18 protein-coding genes are annotated in these 13,289 nt (G+C 45.8%); 5 read left to right on the top strand and 13 right to left on the bottom strand.

Annotation, left to right across the window (positions count from 1 at the left end; all coding sequences use genetic code 11):
• Positions 1-7: 7 nt before the first annotated feature.
• Positions 8-1,603 carry a nicotinate phosphoribosyltransferase gene (locus PRUTH_RS00165; RefSeq protein ID WP_151172246.1) on the top strand — a complete coding sequence of 532 codons (1,596 nt, stop codon included), beginning with the start codon at positions 8-10 and terminating at the stop codon, positions 1,601-1,603.
• Between the two features lie 127 nt (positions 1,604-1,730).
• Here PRUTH_RS00165 and hemF read toward each other — a convergent pair whose 3' ends face one another.
• The 6 genes from hemF to PRUTH_RS00135 all read right to left on the bottom strand — a co-directional run bounded on the left by hemF (position 1,731) and on the right by PRUTH_RS00135 (position 6,634).
• Positions 1,731-2,654 carry an oxygen-dependent coproporphyrinogen oxidase gene (hemF, locus tag PRUTH_RS00160; RefSeq protein WP_151172245.1) on the bottom strand — a complete coding sequence of 308 codons (924 nt, stop codon included), beginning with the start codon at positions 2,652-2,654 and terminating at the stop codon, positions 1,731-1,733.
• A 2-nt stretch (positions 2,655-2,656) separates the two neighbouring features.
• Positions 2,657-3,220: an L-threonylcarbamoyladenylate synthase type 1 TsaC gene (tsaC, locus tag PRUTH_RS00155; protein ID WP_151172244.1), complete on the bottom strand. Its 564-nt coding sequence runs from the start codon at positions 3,218-3,220 to the stop codon at positions 2,657-2,659.
• 3 nt (positions 3,221-3,223) lie between these two features.
• Positions 3,224-3,802, bottom strand: coding sequence for a DNA topoisomerase family protein (locus PRUTH_RS00150; protein ID WP_151172243.1), 579 nt, complete (start codon positions 3,800-3,802; stop codon positions 3,224-3,226).
• Between the two features lie 61 nt (positions 3,803-3,863).
• Positions 3,864-4,337 carry a DUF494 family protein gene (locus PRUTH_RS00145; protein WP_045980674.1) on the bottom strand — a complete coding sequence of 158 codons (474 nt, stop codon included), beginning with the start codon at positions 4,335-4,337 and terminating at the stop codon, positions 3,864-3,866.
• A 1-nt stretch (position 4,338) separates the two neighbouring features.
• A complete protein-coding gene (gene dprA / locus PRUTH_RS00140) occupies positions 4,339-5,460 on the bottom strand; it encodes a DNA-processing protein DprA (RefSeq protein WP_151172242.1) in 1,122 nt (373 codons plus the stop codon).
• Between the two features lie 46 nt (positions 5,461-5,506).
• Positions 5,507-6,634, bottom strand: coding sequence for a LysM peptidoglycan-binding domain-containing protein (locus tag PRUTH_RS00135; RefSeq protein ID WP_151172241.1), 1,128 nt, complete (start codon positions 6,632-6,634; stop codon positions 5,507-5,509).
• A 130-nt stretch (positions 6,635-6,764) separates the two neighbouring features.
• Between PRUTH_RS00135 and def the strand changes: the two genes are divergently transcribed.
• From def to trkA, 4 genes are read left to right on the top strand one after another with little or no spacing between them, the layout of a single operon-like run.
• Positions 6,765-7,277: a peptide deformylase gene (gene def, locus PRUTH_RS00130; RefSeq protein ID WP_022946916.1), complete on the top strand. Its 513-nt coding sequence runs from the start codon at positions 6,765-6,767 to the stop codon at positions 7,275-7,277.
• A 12-nt stretch (positions 7,278-7,289) separates the two neighbouring features.
• Positions 7,290-8,249, top strand: a complete 960-nt coding sequence (gene fmt, locus PRUTH_RS00125) for a methionyl-tRNA formyltransferase (RefSeq protein ID WP_151172240.1) — start codon at positions 7,290-7,292, stop codon at positions 8,247-8,249.
• Complete coding sequence (rsmB, locus tag PRUTH_RS00120) at positions 8,242-9,525, top strand: 16S rRNA (cytosine(967)-C(5))-methyltransferase RsmB (RefSeq protein ID WP_151172239.1); 1,284 nt, start codon at positions 8,242-8,244, stop codon at positions 9,523-9,525. The genes fmt and rsmB overlap by 8 nt, the downstream gene beginning before the upstream one ends.
• A 7-nt stretch (positions 9,526-9,532) precedes the next feature.
• Positions 9,533-10,909 (top strand): Trk system potassium transporter TrkA, encoded by a 1,377-nt coding sequence (gene trkA / locus PRUTH_RS00115; protein ID WP_151172238.1) that lies wholly within the window; start codon positions 9,533-9,535, stop codon positions 10,907-10,909.
• A gap of 68 nt (positions 10,910-10,977) precedes the next feature.
• On the opposite strand, the gene PRUTH_RS00110 is transcribed toward trkA, so the two are convergent.
• Genes PRUTH_RS00110 through PRUTH_RS00080 form a run of 7 tightly spaced genes read right to left on the bottom strand, consistent with a single transcriptional unit; the run spans position 10,978 to position 12,749 of the window.
• Positions 10,978-11,193: an EF-hand domain-containing protein gene (locus PRUTH_RS00110; protein ID WP_022946912.1), complete on the bottom strand. Its 216-nt coding sequence runs from the start codon at positions 11,191-11,193 to the stop codon at positions 10,978-10,980.
• A 27-nt stretch (positions 11,194-11,220) separates the two neighbouring features.
• Entirely contained in the window at positions 11,221-11,439 is a 219-nt protein-coding gene (locus PRUTH_RS00105) for an EF-hand domain-containing protein (RefSeq protein ID WP_022946911.1), read from the bottom strand.
• 46 nt (positions 11,440-11,485) lie between these two features.
• Positions 11,486-11,704 (bottom strand): EF-hand domain-containing protein, encoded by a 219-nt coding sequence (locus PRUTH_RS00100; protein WP_022946910.1) that lies wholly within the window; start codon positions 11,702-11,704, stop codon positions 11,486-11,488.
• 35 nt (positions 11,705-11,739) lie between these two features.
• On the bottom strand, positions 11,740-11,952 hold the full coding sequence (locus tag PRUTH_RS00095; protein ID WP_022946909.1) for an EF-hand domain-containing protein: 213 nt from the start codon (positions 11,950-11,952) through the stop codon (positions 11,740-11,742).
• Positions 11,953-12,003: 51 nt separating this feature from the next.
• Positions 12,004-12,213: an EF-hand domain-containing protein gene (locus PRUTH_RS00090; RefSeq protein WP_022946908.1), complete on the bottom strand. Its 210-nt coding sequence runs from the start codon at positions 12,211-12,213 to the stop codon at positions 12,004-12,006.
• Between the two features lie 58 nt (positions 12,214-12,271).
• Positions 12,272-12,481, bottom strand: a complete 210-nt coding sequence (locus tag PRUTH_RS00085) for an EF-hand domain-containing protein (RefSeq protein ID WP_022946908.1) — start codon at positions 12,479-12,481, stop codon at positions 12,272-12,274.
• A 58-nt stretch (positions 12,482-12,539) separates the two neighbouring features.
• Complete coding sequence (locus tag PRUTH_RS00080; RefSeq protein WP_022946908.1) at positions 12,540-12,749, bottom strand: EF-hand domain-containing protein; 210 nt, start codon at positions 12,747-12,749, stop codon at positions 12,540-12,542.
• Positions 12,750-13,289 lie beyond the last annotated feature (540 nt).

Raw genomic sequence — 13,289 nt, 5'->3', positions numbered from 1 at the left:
CAACACCATGACTATTACAGCTGCAAGTATGCAAAAGGATGTTTATAAAGAGTTTCATAGTCGCGCTTACCACCCTAGTGTAACCGAAGTATATGCAAATTATACTTCTAGAAGTGGCAAGCTAAGCAACATAACAGACAATGACAAGGTAGCTTTTGTTGGCTTGCAATATTTTATAAAGAGCTACCTGTTAGAAGAGTGGAACGAGTTTTTTAAACAAGATAAAGCAGTTGCTGTAGCAACTCATAAGCGAATTATGAGCTCAATGCTTGGCTATTCTGTTGATGTTACATACCTAGAAGATCTTCATGATTTGGGGTATTTACCACTCAAAATCAAAGCACTGCCAGAAGGAACACTGGTTCCTTATTTAGTGCCCCCCATCACAATAGTTAATACAAAACCGGGTTTTCAATGGCTGACCAATATGATCGAAACCGTGTTAAGTTGCGAGAATTGGCCAATTCAAACAAGCGCAACTACTTCTGTTGCCTATTTCAAAGTATTTAAAGAGTTTGCAACTAAAACGGGATTACCCGCTGATTTTGTGCCATTTCAAGGCCATGATTTCAGCTTTAGGGGAATGTTTGGCAAGCATGCAGCTACCATGAGTGGCTTTGGCCATTTAGCATCAGGGTTAGTTGGCACAGATACTATTCCCGCAGTTTTATTCGCAGAGAAATACTACGGCGCAAATGTTGATAAAGAACTAGTTGGCTGCTCAGTAGATGCAACAGAGCACTCGGTAACTTGCTCTTGGATTATGGAGGGAGAAATTGAGTTTTTTAAATACCTAATGAAAGAACAATCCCCAAAAGGAATACTAAGCGTAGTGTCTGATACATGGGACTTCTGGACTTTAGTCACTGATTACCTCCCACAATTAAAAGACGATATTATGATGCGGGACGGTACGTTAGTTATTCGTCCTGACTCAGGAGACCCTGTAAAAATACTCACAGGATACAAAGTTTCCCCTGTCTCAGATTACAGTGAGCTATTTCAGAACCAGATCGAGGCTAAAAAAGAAGCAATTTCGCAAGGGTATGAGGCCTACAGGTTTAATGGTGAATACTTTGGATTCGAAAATAATTCGACCATTAGGCTCATGGAGTGCGAAGTTAAAGGCTTGATAGAGTGCCTCTGGGACATTTTTGGTGGCACGACTACGGCTCAAGGATACAAGTTGTTGGACGATCATATTGGCGCAATTTACGGGGACGCAATCACCCTAAGTCGTCAACGTCAGATACTACAACGACTCATGGACAAAGGCTTCGCATCAAAGGTTGTTTTAGGTATTGGTTCATATAGCTACCAATACGTAACTCGAGATACACATGGCTCCGCGGTTAAAGCCACAAGTGTAGTAAAGGATGGTCAACGTTTAGCCATCTTCAAAGACCCTAAAACAGACGCTAAAAAGAAATCATCGAAAGGGTTGTTAAAGGTAGAACGTATCGATGGTGAACTAACCCTATTTGATAACGTATCAGAACAAGAGGAGCAACAAGGACTTTTAGACGTTGTTTTTGAAGATGGTAAGTTATTAAAAGAGACAACCCTTGACGAAATCAGAGCCTTAATAGCTCAACAGGTTTAGCGGTTTTAGGTTGGACAACAGTTAACAAAGCCTATTACTATCTACTTATGGTAAGAACATGAACGTGCTTTATCAGGGCTGTCATGTTCTTACCACATTGATGAATCTATCGACCTCGTGAAACCATCTATTTTTCACTCATAGCTAGCCAGTCCTGTGGCTTTAAGTAATGCTCGTATAGTTTCGCCTCAGCAGTGCCTGGGGCAGGAGTATAGTCATATTCCCACCTCGCCAACGGTGGCATAGACATGAGAATAGACTCTGTGCGGCCACCGCTTTGCAAGCCAAATAAAGTGCCTCGGTCCCAAACTAAATTGAACTCTACATAACGACCGCGACGATAAAGCTGAAATTGGCGCTGCTGTTCGTTATAGTCAGTGTCTTTTCGCTTACTGACTATCGGCAGATAAGCATCTAAATAGCCATTACCCACCGCCTGCATAAAGGCAAAACTTTTTTCGAATCCCCATTCATTAAGATCATCAAAAAATAATCCGCCAACACCTCGAGTTTCATCACGATGTTTCAAATAGAAGTAATCATCACACCACTTCTTATATTTTGGATACACATCCTCCCCGAATGGATCGCATAAATCTTTAGCAACCTGATGCCAATGCTCTACATCTTCACGTTCAGGGTAAAAAGGTGTTAAATCGAACCCACCACCAAACCACCAAATAGGCTGCTCGCCCTCTTTTTCGGCGATAAAAAAGCGTACGTTGGCATGGCTGGTTGGGATATGCGGGTTTTTCGGATGAATAACCAATGAAACACCACATGCATGAAAACTTCGCCCAGCAAGCTCAGGCCGATGTGCTGTTGCTGATGCCGGCATTGACGCACCAAACACATGAGAAAAATTGACACCGCCTTGCTCGATAATAGCGCCGTCACGAATAACGCGCGTACGTCCGCCACCGCCCTCTTCTCGCTGCCAAGCATCTTCTACAAACTGTGCCTTGCCATCAGCCTGCTCTAGACCAGCGCAGATCTCATCCTGCAACGCTTTAAGGTATTCTTTCACTTGTGCTAAAAGTTGTGATGCCATGATTAACCTCGAAACGTTTGCCCGCTGAGGGCGTCTTTTATGGTGCTGGGCTGTTGCTGGCCACCTAAGGGTTCATCAACATAGCAACCCACTTGTGCGGCAAACGCCGCTTTCGCAGCCGCAATTGAGCTAACCGGCTGCTCGCCACTTAAGTTGGCACTCGTTGACACTAAAGGGCCACCAAAGGCTTGGCATAAACGCTTCACAGTTGGGTGATTGGTCACTCGCACCGCTATGCTATCAAACTTGCCAGTAAGCCATTTGGGCGTATCAGCGGCAGCCGGCATCACCCAAGTGACAGGGCCTGGCCACTGCGAAAAGATATCAGCGCGCTTATCCATAGGAATTTTGTGATCGGCCACATAAGGCAGTAACTGACCGTAATTATCGGCAATAAGAATTAAACCCTTCTCAACCGGACGCTGCTTAATAGCCAATAGCTTTTCTACTGCCTGTTGGTTCATTGGGTCGCAACCCAGCCCGTACACGGCCTCTGTTGGGTAAAGAATAACCTCACCCTGTTGTAAGCTTTCTACAACCGGGTCTACTGTGATTGGCTCTGACACCTTCTAACTCTCCACATTCTCAACTTGTTTATGCCCACAGGACTTTTGCGGACATTGTAACACAGGTCCCCCAGCAAGATTACGCTTGACCATGACCGGCCAATCACACTGAGGGCAAGCATGAGCTACGGGCTCATAGTTCAAGCTGTATTTGCATTTGGGGTAAGCATCGCAAGAGTAAAAGGTTTTACCATATTTATTACTACGTTTAGTTAAACGACCATCATGACACTTTGGACAGGTTACTAGGTTTTGCTCTGGCTGCTGTTGCTTTTGATCGGCGATGTAATGGCACTGAGGGAAATTGGTACAACCGATAAACATGCCAAAGCGGCCGTTTTTCACCGCTAAAGGCGAATCACACTCAGGACAGGGATTATCGTCTAATACCTTAAGTACGGCTGTGTCATGTTGGTGCAAAGGACGAATGAAGTCACACTTCGGGTAGGCTGCGCACCCTAAAAAAGGACCGTTCTTAGAGTGCCGCATCACCAACTCACAACCACACTGGGGACACACTTCGTATTCTTTCTCGAGAGCATGTTGATTAGCATTAAATAACGAATGGTCGATCTTGCTCACGCACTACTCGCACTTTGGTGAATTTGCGCCCAATATACTGACCCCAACACAGAGATCAAGCTTAATGCAGTGTTGGGTTCGGGTCATCGAAAATTAAATCTTCCATTTGTGCATAAGCCTGCTCCTGCCCAGGCACACTTAACAACACCATCAGCACCACCCACTTCAAATCGTCCAGTGCAATTTGCTCTTGGTCCAATGCCACAGCGCGATCGATAACCATCTCTCGAGTTGTGCTATTTATAACGCCAATTTGCTCTAGGAACATCAAAAAGCCTTGGCACTGAGTATCAAGTTTCATACTTTCGTATTCGGTATAGATACGGCATGCTCCAGTTGGGGCATTATGCAAATAAGGGCGCTCGTCGCTATATTGCAACTGAGCTAACTGCTCCAACCAATCCAGTGCTTTAAATATTTCGCTGTTGTTGAACCCCGCTTTACGTAATTCGTCGGTGAGTACGTTCTCTTCGACAAAAATTTCACTCTCGCTGTGAATATAGTTTTCAAACAAATACATTAGGATATCAAACATGTTACCCGCCCCCTGTTTTTACATAGCCCTCTGAGGTGCTCTCTATTAGCCCCTCCAGCTCTAAATCGACTAGTTGCGTCAGTAGTTCTGTAATGGGTACTTCGGCACTACTAGCAATGTCATCAACGCAAGTAGGCTCGTAACCAATATGACGAAGTATGCTGTTTTCATCCTCACGGTAAGTAGGTTCACTCTTTATATATAGACCGTTTTGTGCAGAAAAACCTAACTCGAGCAATACATCTTTTGCCGATTCAACCAAGGCCGCGCCCTCTTTTATTAGCTTATGGCAGCCTTTGGCATAGGGATTATTAATCGAGCCTGGTATAGCCATTACCTCTCGGTTATAGTCCGCAGCCAGTTCAGCCGTGATCAATGAACCACTCTTACGCTCAGCCTCAACCACTAAAGTAGCGACCGATAAGCCAGCTATAATGCGATTACGTCTAGGGAAATGCATAGCCCGAGCCGGAGTTGTGGGCACAAACTCACTGACTAACAGACCCTTTGCCAAAATATCATCACGTAAGGCTTTATTGCGGCGGGGATAACAAATATCAACACCGGTGCCAAGCACAGCTACAGTTTGACCTGTCGCCATCAGTGCCCCCTGATGCGACATGGCGTCTACACCCATTGCCATGCCTGAAGTGATTGTTAGCCCCGCTGCACTCAATTGCTGGGCTATTTCTTGGGCACATCGCTTCCCAGCAAGCGAAGCACTGCGACTGCCGACCATCGCGATTTGTGGTAGTTTGAGAAGCTGGGTATTGCCTCTGCAAAACAGTAATAGCGGTGCATCGGGCAGCTCAGCTAACAGCTCGGGGTAAGCAGACGTACCTAGGGCTATAACATCAATACCTTGATGTTTGAATGCTTGAATCTCGCGCTTGTAGTTAGCCATATTAAGCGCTGAAAGGGCTCCAATGATGTTCGCTTTTACGCCGTAGCATTGCAAACACTCGGGCTCCGTAACCATTTGGGCTAACGGTACGTGCGTAAGCAACTTATTGACATCGCGGCAGCTAAGTCCACGAACATAGAGCAAAGCCAGTAATGCGGCTTGATGGAAATGTAAATCGGCCTCTGACGAGGCCGATGATAACGGTAACTGTTGTGCCATGCTCCCTCCTTGAGCACAACCCAACGCAGTGTACGATCAGCTGTTACTAATTAACACTGACTACATCGCCAACGCGAATTGGGCGTAGCGTTTTTGTGACAATGGCATAGCTCACTCTATCTTGTACTTTCAGTACCATAAGCTCGCCGACTTTCTCTTTCGGCATATGCCACGTGGTGTTGTCACCATCCTCTTCGAAATTAAAGGACTCTTCAGTGTTAGACGCAACTTTCTCGTAAGTGCTCGCGTCTTCTTTATAACTTGGCCCATCGTCACCATCAACCACGGTGGGTGACTGTCGACGAATATCAAACATATGTCCTGCTTTCACTTCGTCTGTCAGGCCACGATTGAGTACCACGATGCCCATCTTGCTGAATTCACGCAGCTCATTAGTTGACGCAATAATTTCGCCATCAATTTCCTTGTCAGGGCGACGCATTTTAAAGAACGCAGGCAAGCTTTGCCCTTCGCTGACGGGCAGTAAGAAGTCACCAGCATTAATTTCACGCTTCACATCGTTAACAAACACAGAGGCTGGCACACCGTTATCGAAGTCTCCCGAGCGGAACGCACGCGCAGTAGCAACAAGCTTCACCTCGTAGCCAAGCACTTCTTCTGTTTGTGGGTCAATGTAAGGATCATCTTTGTGGTAAATAGCGTAGTTACGGTTACGTTCTAAATCGCCTTTAACGTAAAGAATGTGGCCTTTAGTTGGGCGCTTAACGTTCTCGTTAGCACCTAACACATAGGGCTGAGCCGCTATTTGCTCTTCACTTAGCGCCTGTTCATAGGTTAAAAATGGACGCAATAGCTCTAAAGAAATAGTTGGAATAGCGCTATCACTCTTCATGGTTTTGCGACCATGGGGAGTTAGTTTTTGATAGTTTTCTGGACGCTCCATCACTAAGCGAGGTCGACCCTGAGCGTCATACACAAGGTATAACGTATCACCCGGATATATAAGGTGAGGGTTATCAATTTGTGGATTCATTTGCCACAGCTCTGGCCATAACCAAGGCTTGTCCAAATAAATAGCAGAGATATCCCATAACGTATCTCCCTTTTCTACCACATACTGCTCAGGGGCATTTTCTTTTACCGTTAGAACATCTGCTAATGATGGAAAAGCAGCCGCAAGTGCTAATACGGCAGCCGATAGCTGTTTTATCATTGTAATGAGCTTCCTCAAGCTTGTTTTATTATAATTATTACCCAATAACCTGTTAAAGGTGCACACGAATGGCTAAAATAAAAACATAACACAATACCCGATATTTAGCACAATTTTTAATAAGGTAGCTATGGCACTTTTAGAAGTACTTCGATTCCCTGATGAACGTTTGCGCACAGTCGCTCAACCAGTAACCGATATTAACGATGATGTTCGCACCATCGTCAAAGACATGTTAGAGACCATGTACGATGAAAATGGTATTGGTCTTGCGGCCACCCAGGTTGATATTCATCAGCGTATCGTCGTCATCGATGTTTCCGACGAGCGCGACCAGCCGTTGGTTCTTATTAATCCTGAGATTACTCATAAAGACGGCTCTACGGTCAGTGAAGAGGGTTGTCTATCCGTTCCAAACTCCTATGCGAAGGTTGATCGCGCTGAAACGGTGACAGTAAAAGCCCTGAATGAACAAGGTGAAGAGTTCAGCCTTGACGCCGACGGTTTACTGGCCATTTGCATTCAACATGAATTAGACCACCTACTAGGTAAGCTATTCATTGATTACTTATCTCCTTTGAAACGCCAACGTATTCGCAAGAAGCTTGAAAAAGAAGCGCGTCTTGCCGCAAAAGCTCAGTAACAAGGATAAACAGTGACTCAAACTCTTCGCATCGTATTTGCCGGTACGCCGGATTTTGCCGCCCGCCATTTGCAGGCACTTATTGACTCAGAACATGAGGTGGTTGGCGTGTACAGCCAGCCTGATCGCCCCGCAGGTAGAGGAAAAAAGCTCAAGGCCAGTGAGGTTAAAACGCTTGCTTTAGAGCATAACTTACCTGTTTATCAGCCAACTTCTCTAAAAGACGAGCAGGCACAACAGCAACTTGCAGAGCTAAACGCCGACGTTATGGTGGTAGTTGCGTACGGGTTGTTATTGCCAAAAGCGATTTTAACAACCCCCAGATTAGGTTGCCTCAATGTCCACGGCTCCATTTTACCTCGCTGGCGAGGCGCAGCCCCTATTCAGCGCGCTATCTGGGCTGGCGATAAGGAAACGGGCATCACTATTATGCAAATGGATGAAGGTCTTGATACTGGCGATATGCTGAGTATTGCTCGTTGCCCTATCGCAGCTGATGAAACCTCAGCTTCATTGTACGCCAAGCTTGCGCAGCTAGGCCCTTCAGCGTTAATTGATACCTTAGCCAAGCTCTCTACCATAGAGCCAGAGCCCCAAGACGATGCTCAAGCAAACTACGCTAAAAAATTATCTAAAGAAGAGGCGGAGTTAGACTGGCAGCTTGATGCCGAGCAATTAGCTCGCAACGTGAGGGCCTTTAACCCATGGCCTATTTGTTTTACCAAGATGCAAGGCAATACCGTCAAGGTGTGGCAAGCCGACGTTGTTACCGAGCAAGGTGCACCAGGGCAAATATTGCGGGCCGATAAAAACGGTATTGTGGTCGCCTGCACCAACCATGCTCTGTGCATTACCGAGCTTCAACCGCCAGGTAAAAAACCCATGTCCGCCCAAGACTTTTTAAACGGCCGAGCCGATTGGGTCAGTGTGGGTAGCACCTTGGCACATATTGCAGGCGAAACCCATGAGTAATGTTCGCGCCCAAGCGGCGCACACACTCTATCACGTCGTCGATCGCGGGGTTTCTCTCTCGGCAGCTCTGCCCCGCTACAGCCGGGACCTCAATCCAAAAGATAAGGCTTTGATGCAGCAGATCTGTTATGGCGTCTTACGCTACCTGCCAAGCCTAGAGTTTTATTGTCAGCAACTGCTGGATGAGCCCCTCAAAGGTAAACGTCGTGTCTATCAGTTTTTACTCTATGTTGGCCTGTATCAATTAATACATATGCGTGTTCCCGAGCATGCCGCAGTGGGTGAAACCGTTAATGCACTCAAAGCGATGCGCGCACCAGGCCTGAAAGGCCTAGTTAACGCCGTATTACGGAGTTTTCAGCGCCAACGCGATGAGCTCGAAGCCGCAGCAACACAGATCGATGCTTGTAAATATAATCACCCAGGCTGGTTATTAAAAAAACTTAAGCGCGACTACCCAGAACATTGGCACACCATTGTTGCCCAAAACCAGGCGCAAGCGCCCATGTGGTTACGCGTGAATCAACGTCAGTATACTTGCGAGCAATATGCGCACCTGCTCAGCAAACAAGGTATCGAGTACAGTCAATTTGCCGATTACCAAGATGCAATAAAGCTTAAAAAAGCAGTGGATGTGCAGAAACTACCAGAGTTTTTCGCAGGGGCAAGCTCTGTCCAAGATGCAGCTGCTCAGCAAGCCGCGAGGCTGCTTGGCGCACAAGATGGTGAATATGTGCTCGACGCCTGCGCCGCACCGGGCGGCAAAACCTGTCACATACTTGAGTTGGCCGATGCAAAAGTGATGGCGCTTGACTGTGATGCTGAACGCCTAGACAAAGTGCGCGCTAACTTACAGCGATTACAGCTTGATGCCGAACTTGTTTGCGCCCAAGCACAAGACACTGAGTCATGGTGGCAAGGTCAGCAATTTGATCGCATTTTATTGGATGTTCCCTGCTCAGCAACAGGGGTGATACGCCGTCATCCTGATATTAAATGGTTAAGACGACACTCTGATATTGACGAGCTCGCTAAGCTACAGGGACAAATCCTTGATGCTATTTGGCCATTATTGAAGCCGGGCGGAACTTTACTTTATGCCACTTGTTCGGTGCTATCAGAAGAAAATCAAGAGCAGATGAAAGCCTTCTTCACACGCCATCGTGATGCTCAGCATAGCCCACTGCACGAGCAAGACTCTATAGCTCAACCAGGGTGGCAATTATTACCTGGCGACACCGATGGCTTCTATTACGCAAAAATAATAAAACAGTGATATAGCAATGAAAATTATCATCTTAGGCGCGGGGCAAGTCGGCGGAACACTGGCTGAAAACCTTGTCGGCGAGCAGAACGAAATCACCGTTGTCGACATTGATGGCGATCGCTTGCGCGAGCTACAGGACAAATATGACCTGCAAGGAGTCACTGGGCACAGTGCTCACCCCGATATTTTGCGCAAGGCCGGCGCTGAAGATGCTGATATGATTATTGCCGTCACCAGCTCCGATGAAGTCAATATGGTGGCCTGCCAAGTGGCCTACAGTATTTTTAATACCCCCACCAAGATTGCCCGTATTCGCTCGGAGCAATACCTGCGCTATCGTCAGCAGTTGTTCCATAATGACGATTTGCCGGTGGACCACCATATCGCTCCTGAGCAACTTGTTACCAAGTACATCCGCCGCCTTATTGATTATCCGGGCGCCTTACAAGTGCTGCAATTTGCCGATGGCAAGTTGTCTCTGGTCGCAGTCAAAGCCTACTATGGCGGTTTACTCGTTGGTTATGCGCTATCAGCATTGAAAGAACACATTCCCAATGTAGAGACTCGTGTTGCTGCAATTTACCGCCAAGGCAAGGCTATCAAACCCTTGGGCACCACAGTGATCGAAGCCGACGATGAGATCTTCTTTATTGCCGCAACCAAGCATATTCGTGCGGTAATGAGTGAACTGCAAAAGCTTGAGCGTTCTTATAAGAAGATCATGATCGCCGGTGGCGGTAACATTGGTGCTGGCTTGGCCCGCTCGTTGGAAAAAAACCATAGCGTTAAGCTGCTGGAGCGTAACCCACAACGAGCTGAGCAACTATCTGAAATGCTCGATGATACTGTGGTTTTTTGTGGTGATGCGTCTGATCAGGAGCTGCTATCAGAAGAGCATATTGAGCAAGTCGATGTATTCATTGCAGTGACCAATGACGACGAAGCCAATATTATGTCAGCGATGTTGGCAAAACGTATGGGGGCGCAAAAAACCATGGTGCTCATTCAACGTGGCGCCTATGTTGACTTGGTGCAAGGCGGCGAAATTGACATTGCTATTTCACCACAGCAAGCGACCATTTCAGCCCTGCTGACTCACGTAAGACGCGGTGACATCGTCAATGTTTACTCGTTACGTAAAGGCGCGGCAGAGGCAATTGAAGCCGTAGCTCATGGTGATGAGAACACCTCTAAAGTGGTAGGCAGAGCTATCTCTGAAATTAAACTACCTGCAGGGACGACTATTGGCGCTATCGTGCGCAATGATGACGTACTGATAGCCCATGATGATACAGTGATCCAAAGTGGTGACCATGTCATTATGTTCTTGATAGATAAAAAGCACATTCATGTGGTTGAGAAGCTCTTCCAGGTCAGCGCAATGTTTCTGTAAAACATAAAAAAGCAGCCTTAGTGGGTGGACTAAGACTGCTTTTGCGTTGCTCTAATGGGTCTGGGTATTTACTCAGCGTGAGCAAATTCTTCCTTAGATAGCTCGCCATTTCCATCAATATCAAGCTCATCAAATTTAGTTAGAATCGCTGCATCTGCACTTGCCTCTTCCTTGCTGATGCTGCCATTACCGTCGACATCCAATGTATCAAAAGTAGAACCTGCGATAGCTGTTGCAGAAGAAGCCAAAATCGCCATAGCAAGTAGTGTGTTAGTCGTTTTCATCACGCTCTCCTCTTAGTTGGCGTTAAATTACTCAGCTTTTGCGAATTCTTTTTCGCTCAGCTCACCGTCTTTATTGGCGTCCAAATCCTTGAACTGCTGCATTAGCTCTGGATACTTAGACGCTTCTTCCATGCTGATAGCGCCATTGCTATCTACGTCTACACTGTTAAAGTCCATGTCCAATGCGAATGCTGATGATGCGCTTACTAAACCTACGATAGCGACTGCTTTTGTCGAATTTTTCATAATGTATCCTCTTTACTGTGTGGTGTTGTCCGGTGTTGCGCAGTCGTTACTGCGCTTTAGCAAATTCTTGCTCAGATAACTCACCGTTCATGTCAGTATCCAAGTCTTTAAATTGACTCATAAGCTCAGGATACTTAGACGCCTCTTCCATGCTGATAGCGCCGTTGCCGTCGGCATCGATAGTGTTGAAATCTGCATCCAGTGCGAAAGCTGAAGATGCGCCTACAAGTGCCATTAATGCGACTGTGTGTTTCATGGTTTTCATAACTTGCTCCTTACCTTGTTTGGTAAATAATTGGGTTACTCGGCTTTTTCGAACTCTGCTTTTGAGAGCTCACCGTTGCCATCTGTATCGAGTTGATCGAACTGCTCCATTAGAGCGGCATCGACAGAGGCCTCTTGAACACTGATAGCGCCATTGCCGTCGGCATCAAGTGCGTTAAAATCTGCTGCAAATACAGCGCTTGATGCAGCTAAAGTGACAAATGCGATTGTTGACGTCATACCTTTCATAACAAATCCCTCTTAATGGAAATAAAGTGCGTGAGAAAGAGCGAATAGCGCTTAAGCTTGCTCGAACTCTTCTTTTGAAAGCTCACCGTTACCATCGGTATCTAGCTTGTCGAAGTGCTTGCTAAGCTCTGCATCCACTGCTGCTTCTTGCTTGCTGATAGCGCCATTGCCGTCTGCATCTAAAGTAGAGAAATCTGCTGCAAATGCTGCGCTTGAAGCTGCTAAAGTGATAAGTGCTAAAGTTGAAGTCATGCGTTTCATAATAAGTATCCTTCTGGACTGAAAACTAAAATCTGAAATTGATGTTTAAACTAAGCGCTTAAGCTTGTTCAAACTCTTCTTTTGACAGTTCACCGTTACCATCGGTATCTAGCTTGTCGAAGTGCTTGCTAAGCTCTGCATCCACTGCTGCTTCTTGCTTGCTGATAGCGCCATTGCCGTCTGCATCTAAAGTAGAGAAATCTGCTGCAAATGCTGCGCTTGAAGCTGCTAAAGTGATAAGTGCTAAAGTTGAAGTCATGCGTTTCATAATAAGTATCCTTCTGGACTGAAAACTAAAATCTGAAATTGATGTTTAAACTAAGCGCTTAAGCTTGTTCAAACTCTTCTTTTGACAGCTCACCGTTACCATCGGTATCTAGCTTGTCGAAGTGTTTGCTAAGCTCTGCATCCACTGCTGCTTCTTGCTTGCTGATAGCGCCATTGCCGTCTGCATCTAAAGTAGAGAAATCTGCTGCAAACGCTGCGCTTGAAGCTGCTAAAGTGATAAGTGCTAAAGTTGAAGTCATGCGTTTCATAATCAATATCCTTCTTTACTTGTTGAAATCTGTGTCAGTAACGTTCTGTGCTAATTGCTACTGCGTTTTAAACTCACCCTGACTATTACAAGTCCGGTGCCAACATTAAAAAAGCACTATTTATCATGGAGATATATGTAAATCAGGGGAGTTAAGAGCCGTTACACTATGTTTTTCTGTTGCTCTTTTGCGACACAGTTCAGGCTTAAAAGATAATATCTATATTTTTCAATAGGTTATTTTGCAACTTCTCACCTTGAATTCAGCCAATTACCTGCCAGGATTGAGCTGAAGGTGACTTTTAACTGAATGAAAGTGTAATGCCATCATTCTCATAAATTATTTTTTATGTTTATTTATATAAAATTCAACAACTTATAATTTAAATAACTATTTGTAAGGGGATTTTTATTGAGCCCCGACTGCACACCAAGCGCTGTGTTGCTTTTTAGCAACAACGCATCTTTGGTTCAGTAAAGAGGTGGAATTTAGGACAAAAAGAAATACAGAAGAGATAAAAAAACAATTGAGTGCCTACGC

Source organism: Pseudoalteromonas ruthenica (genome assembly GCF_008808095.1).
Lineage (GTDB): Bacteria > Pseudomonadota > Gammaproteobacteria > Enterobacterales > Alteromonadaceae > Pseudoalteromonas > Pseudoalteromonas ruthenica.
The sequence above is the reverse complement of the archived record's forward strand: the minus strand, read 5'-3'. Positions and strand labels throughout refer to the sequence as shown.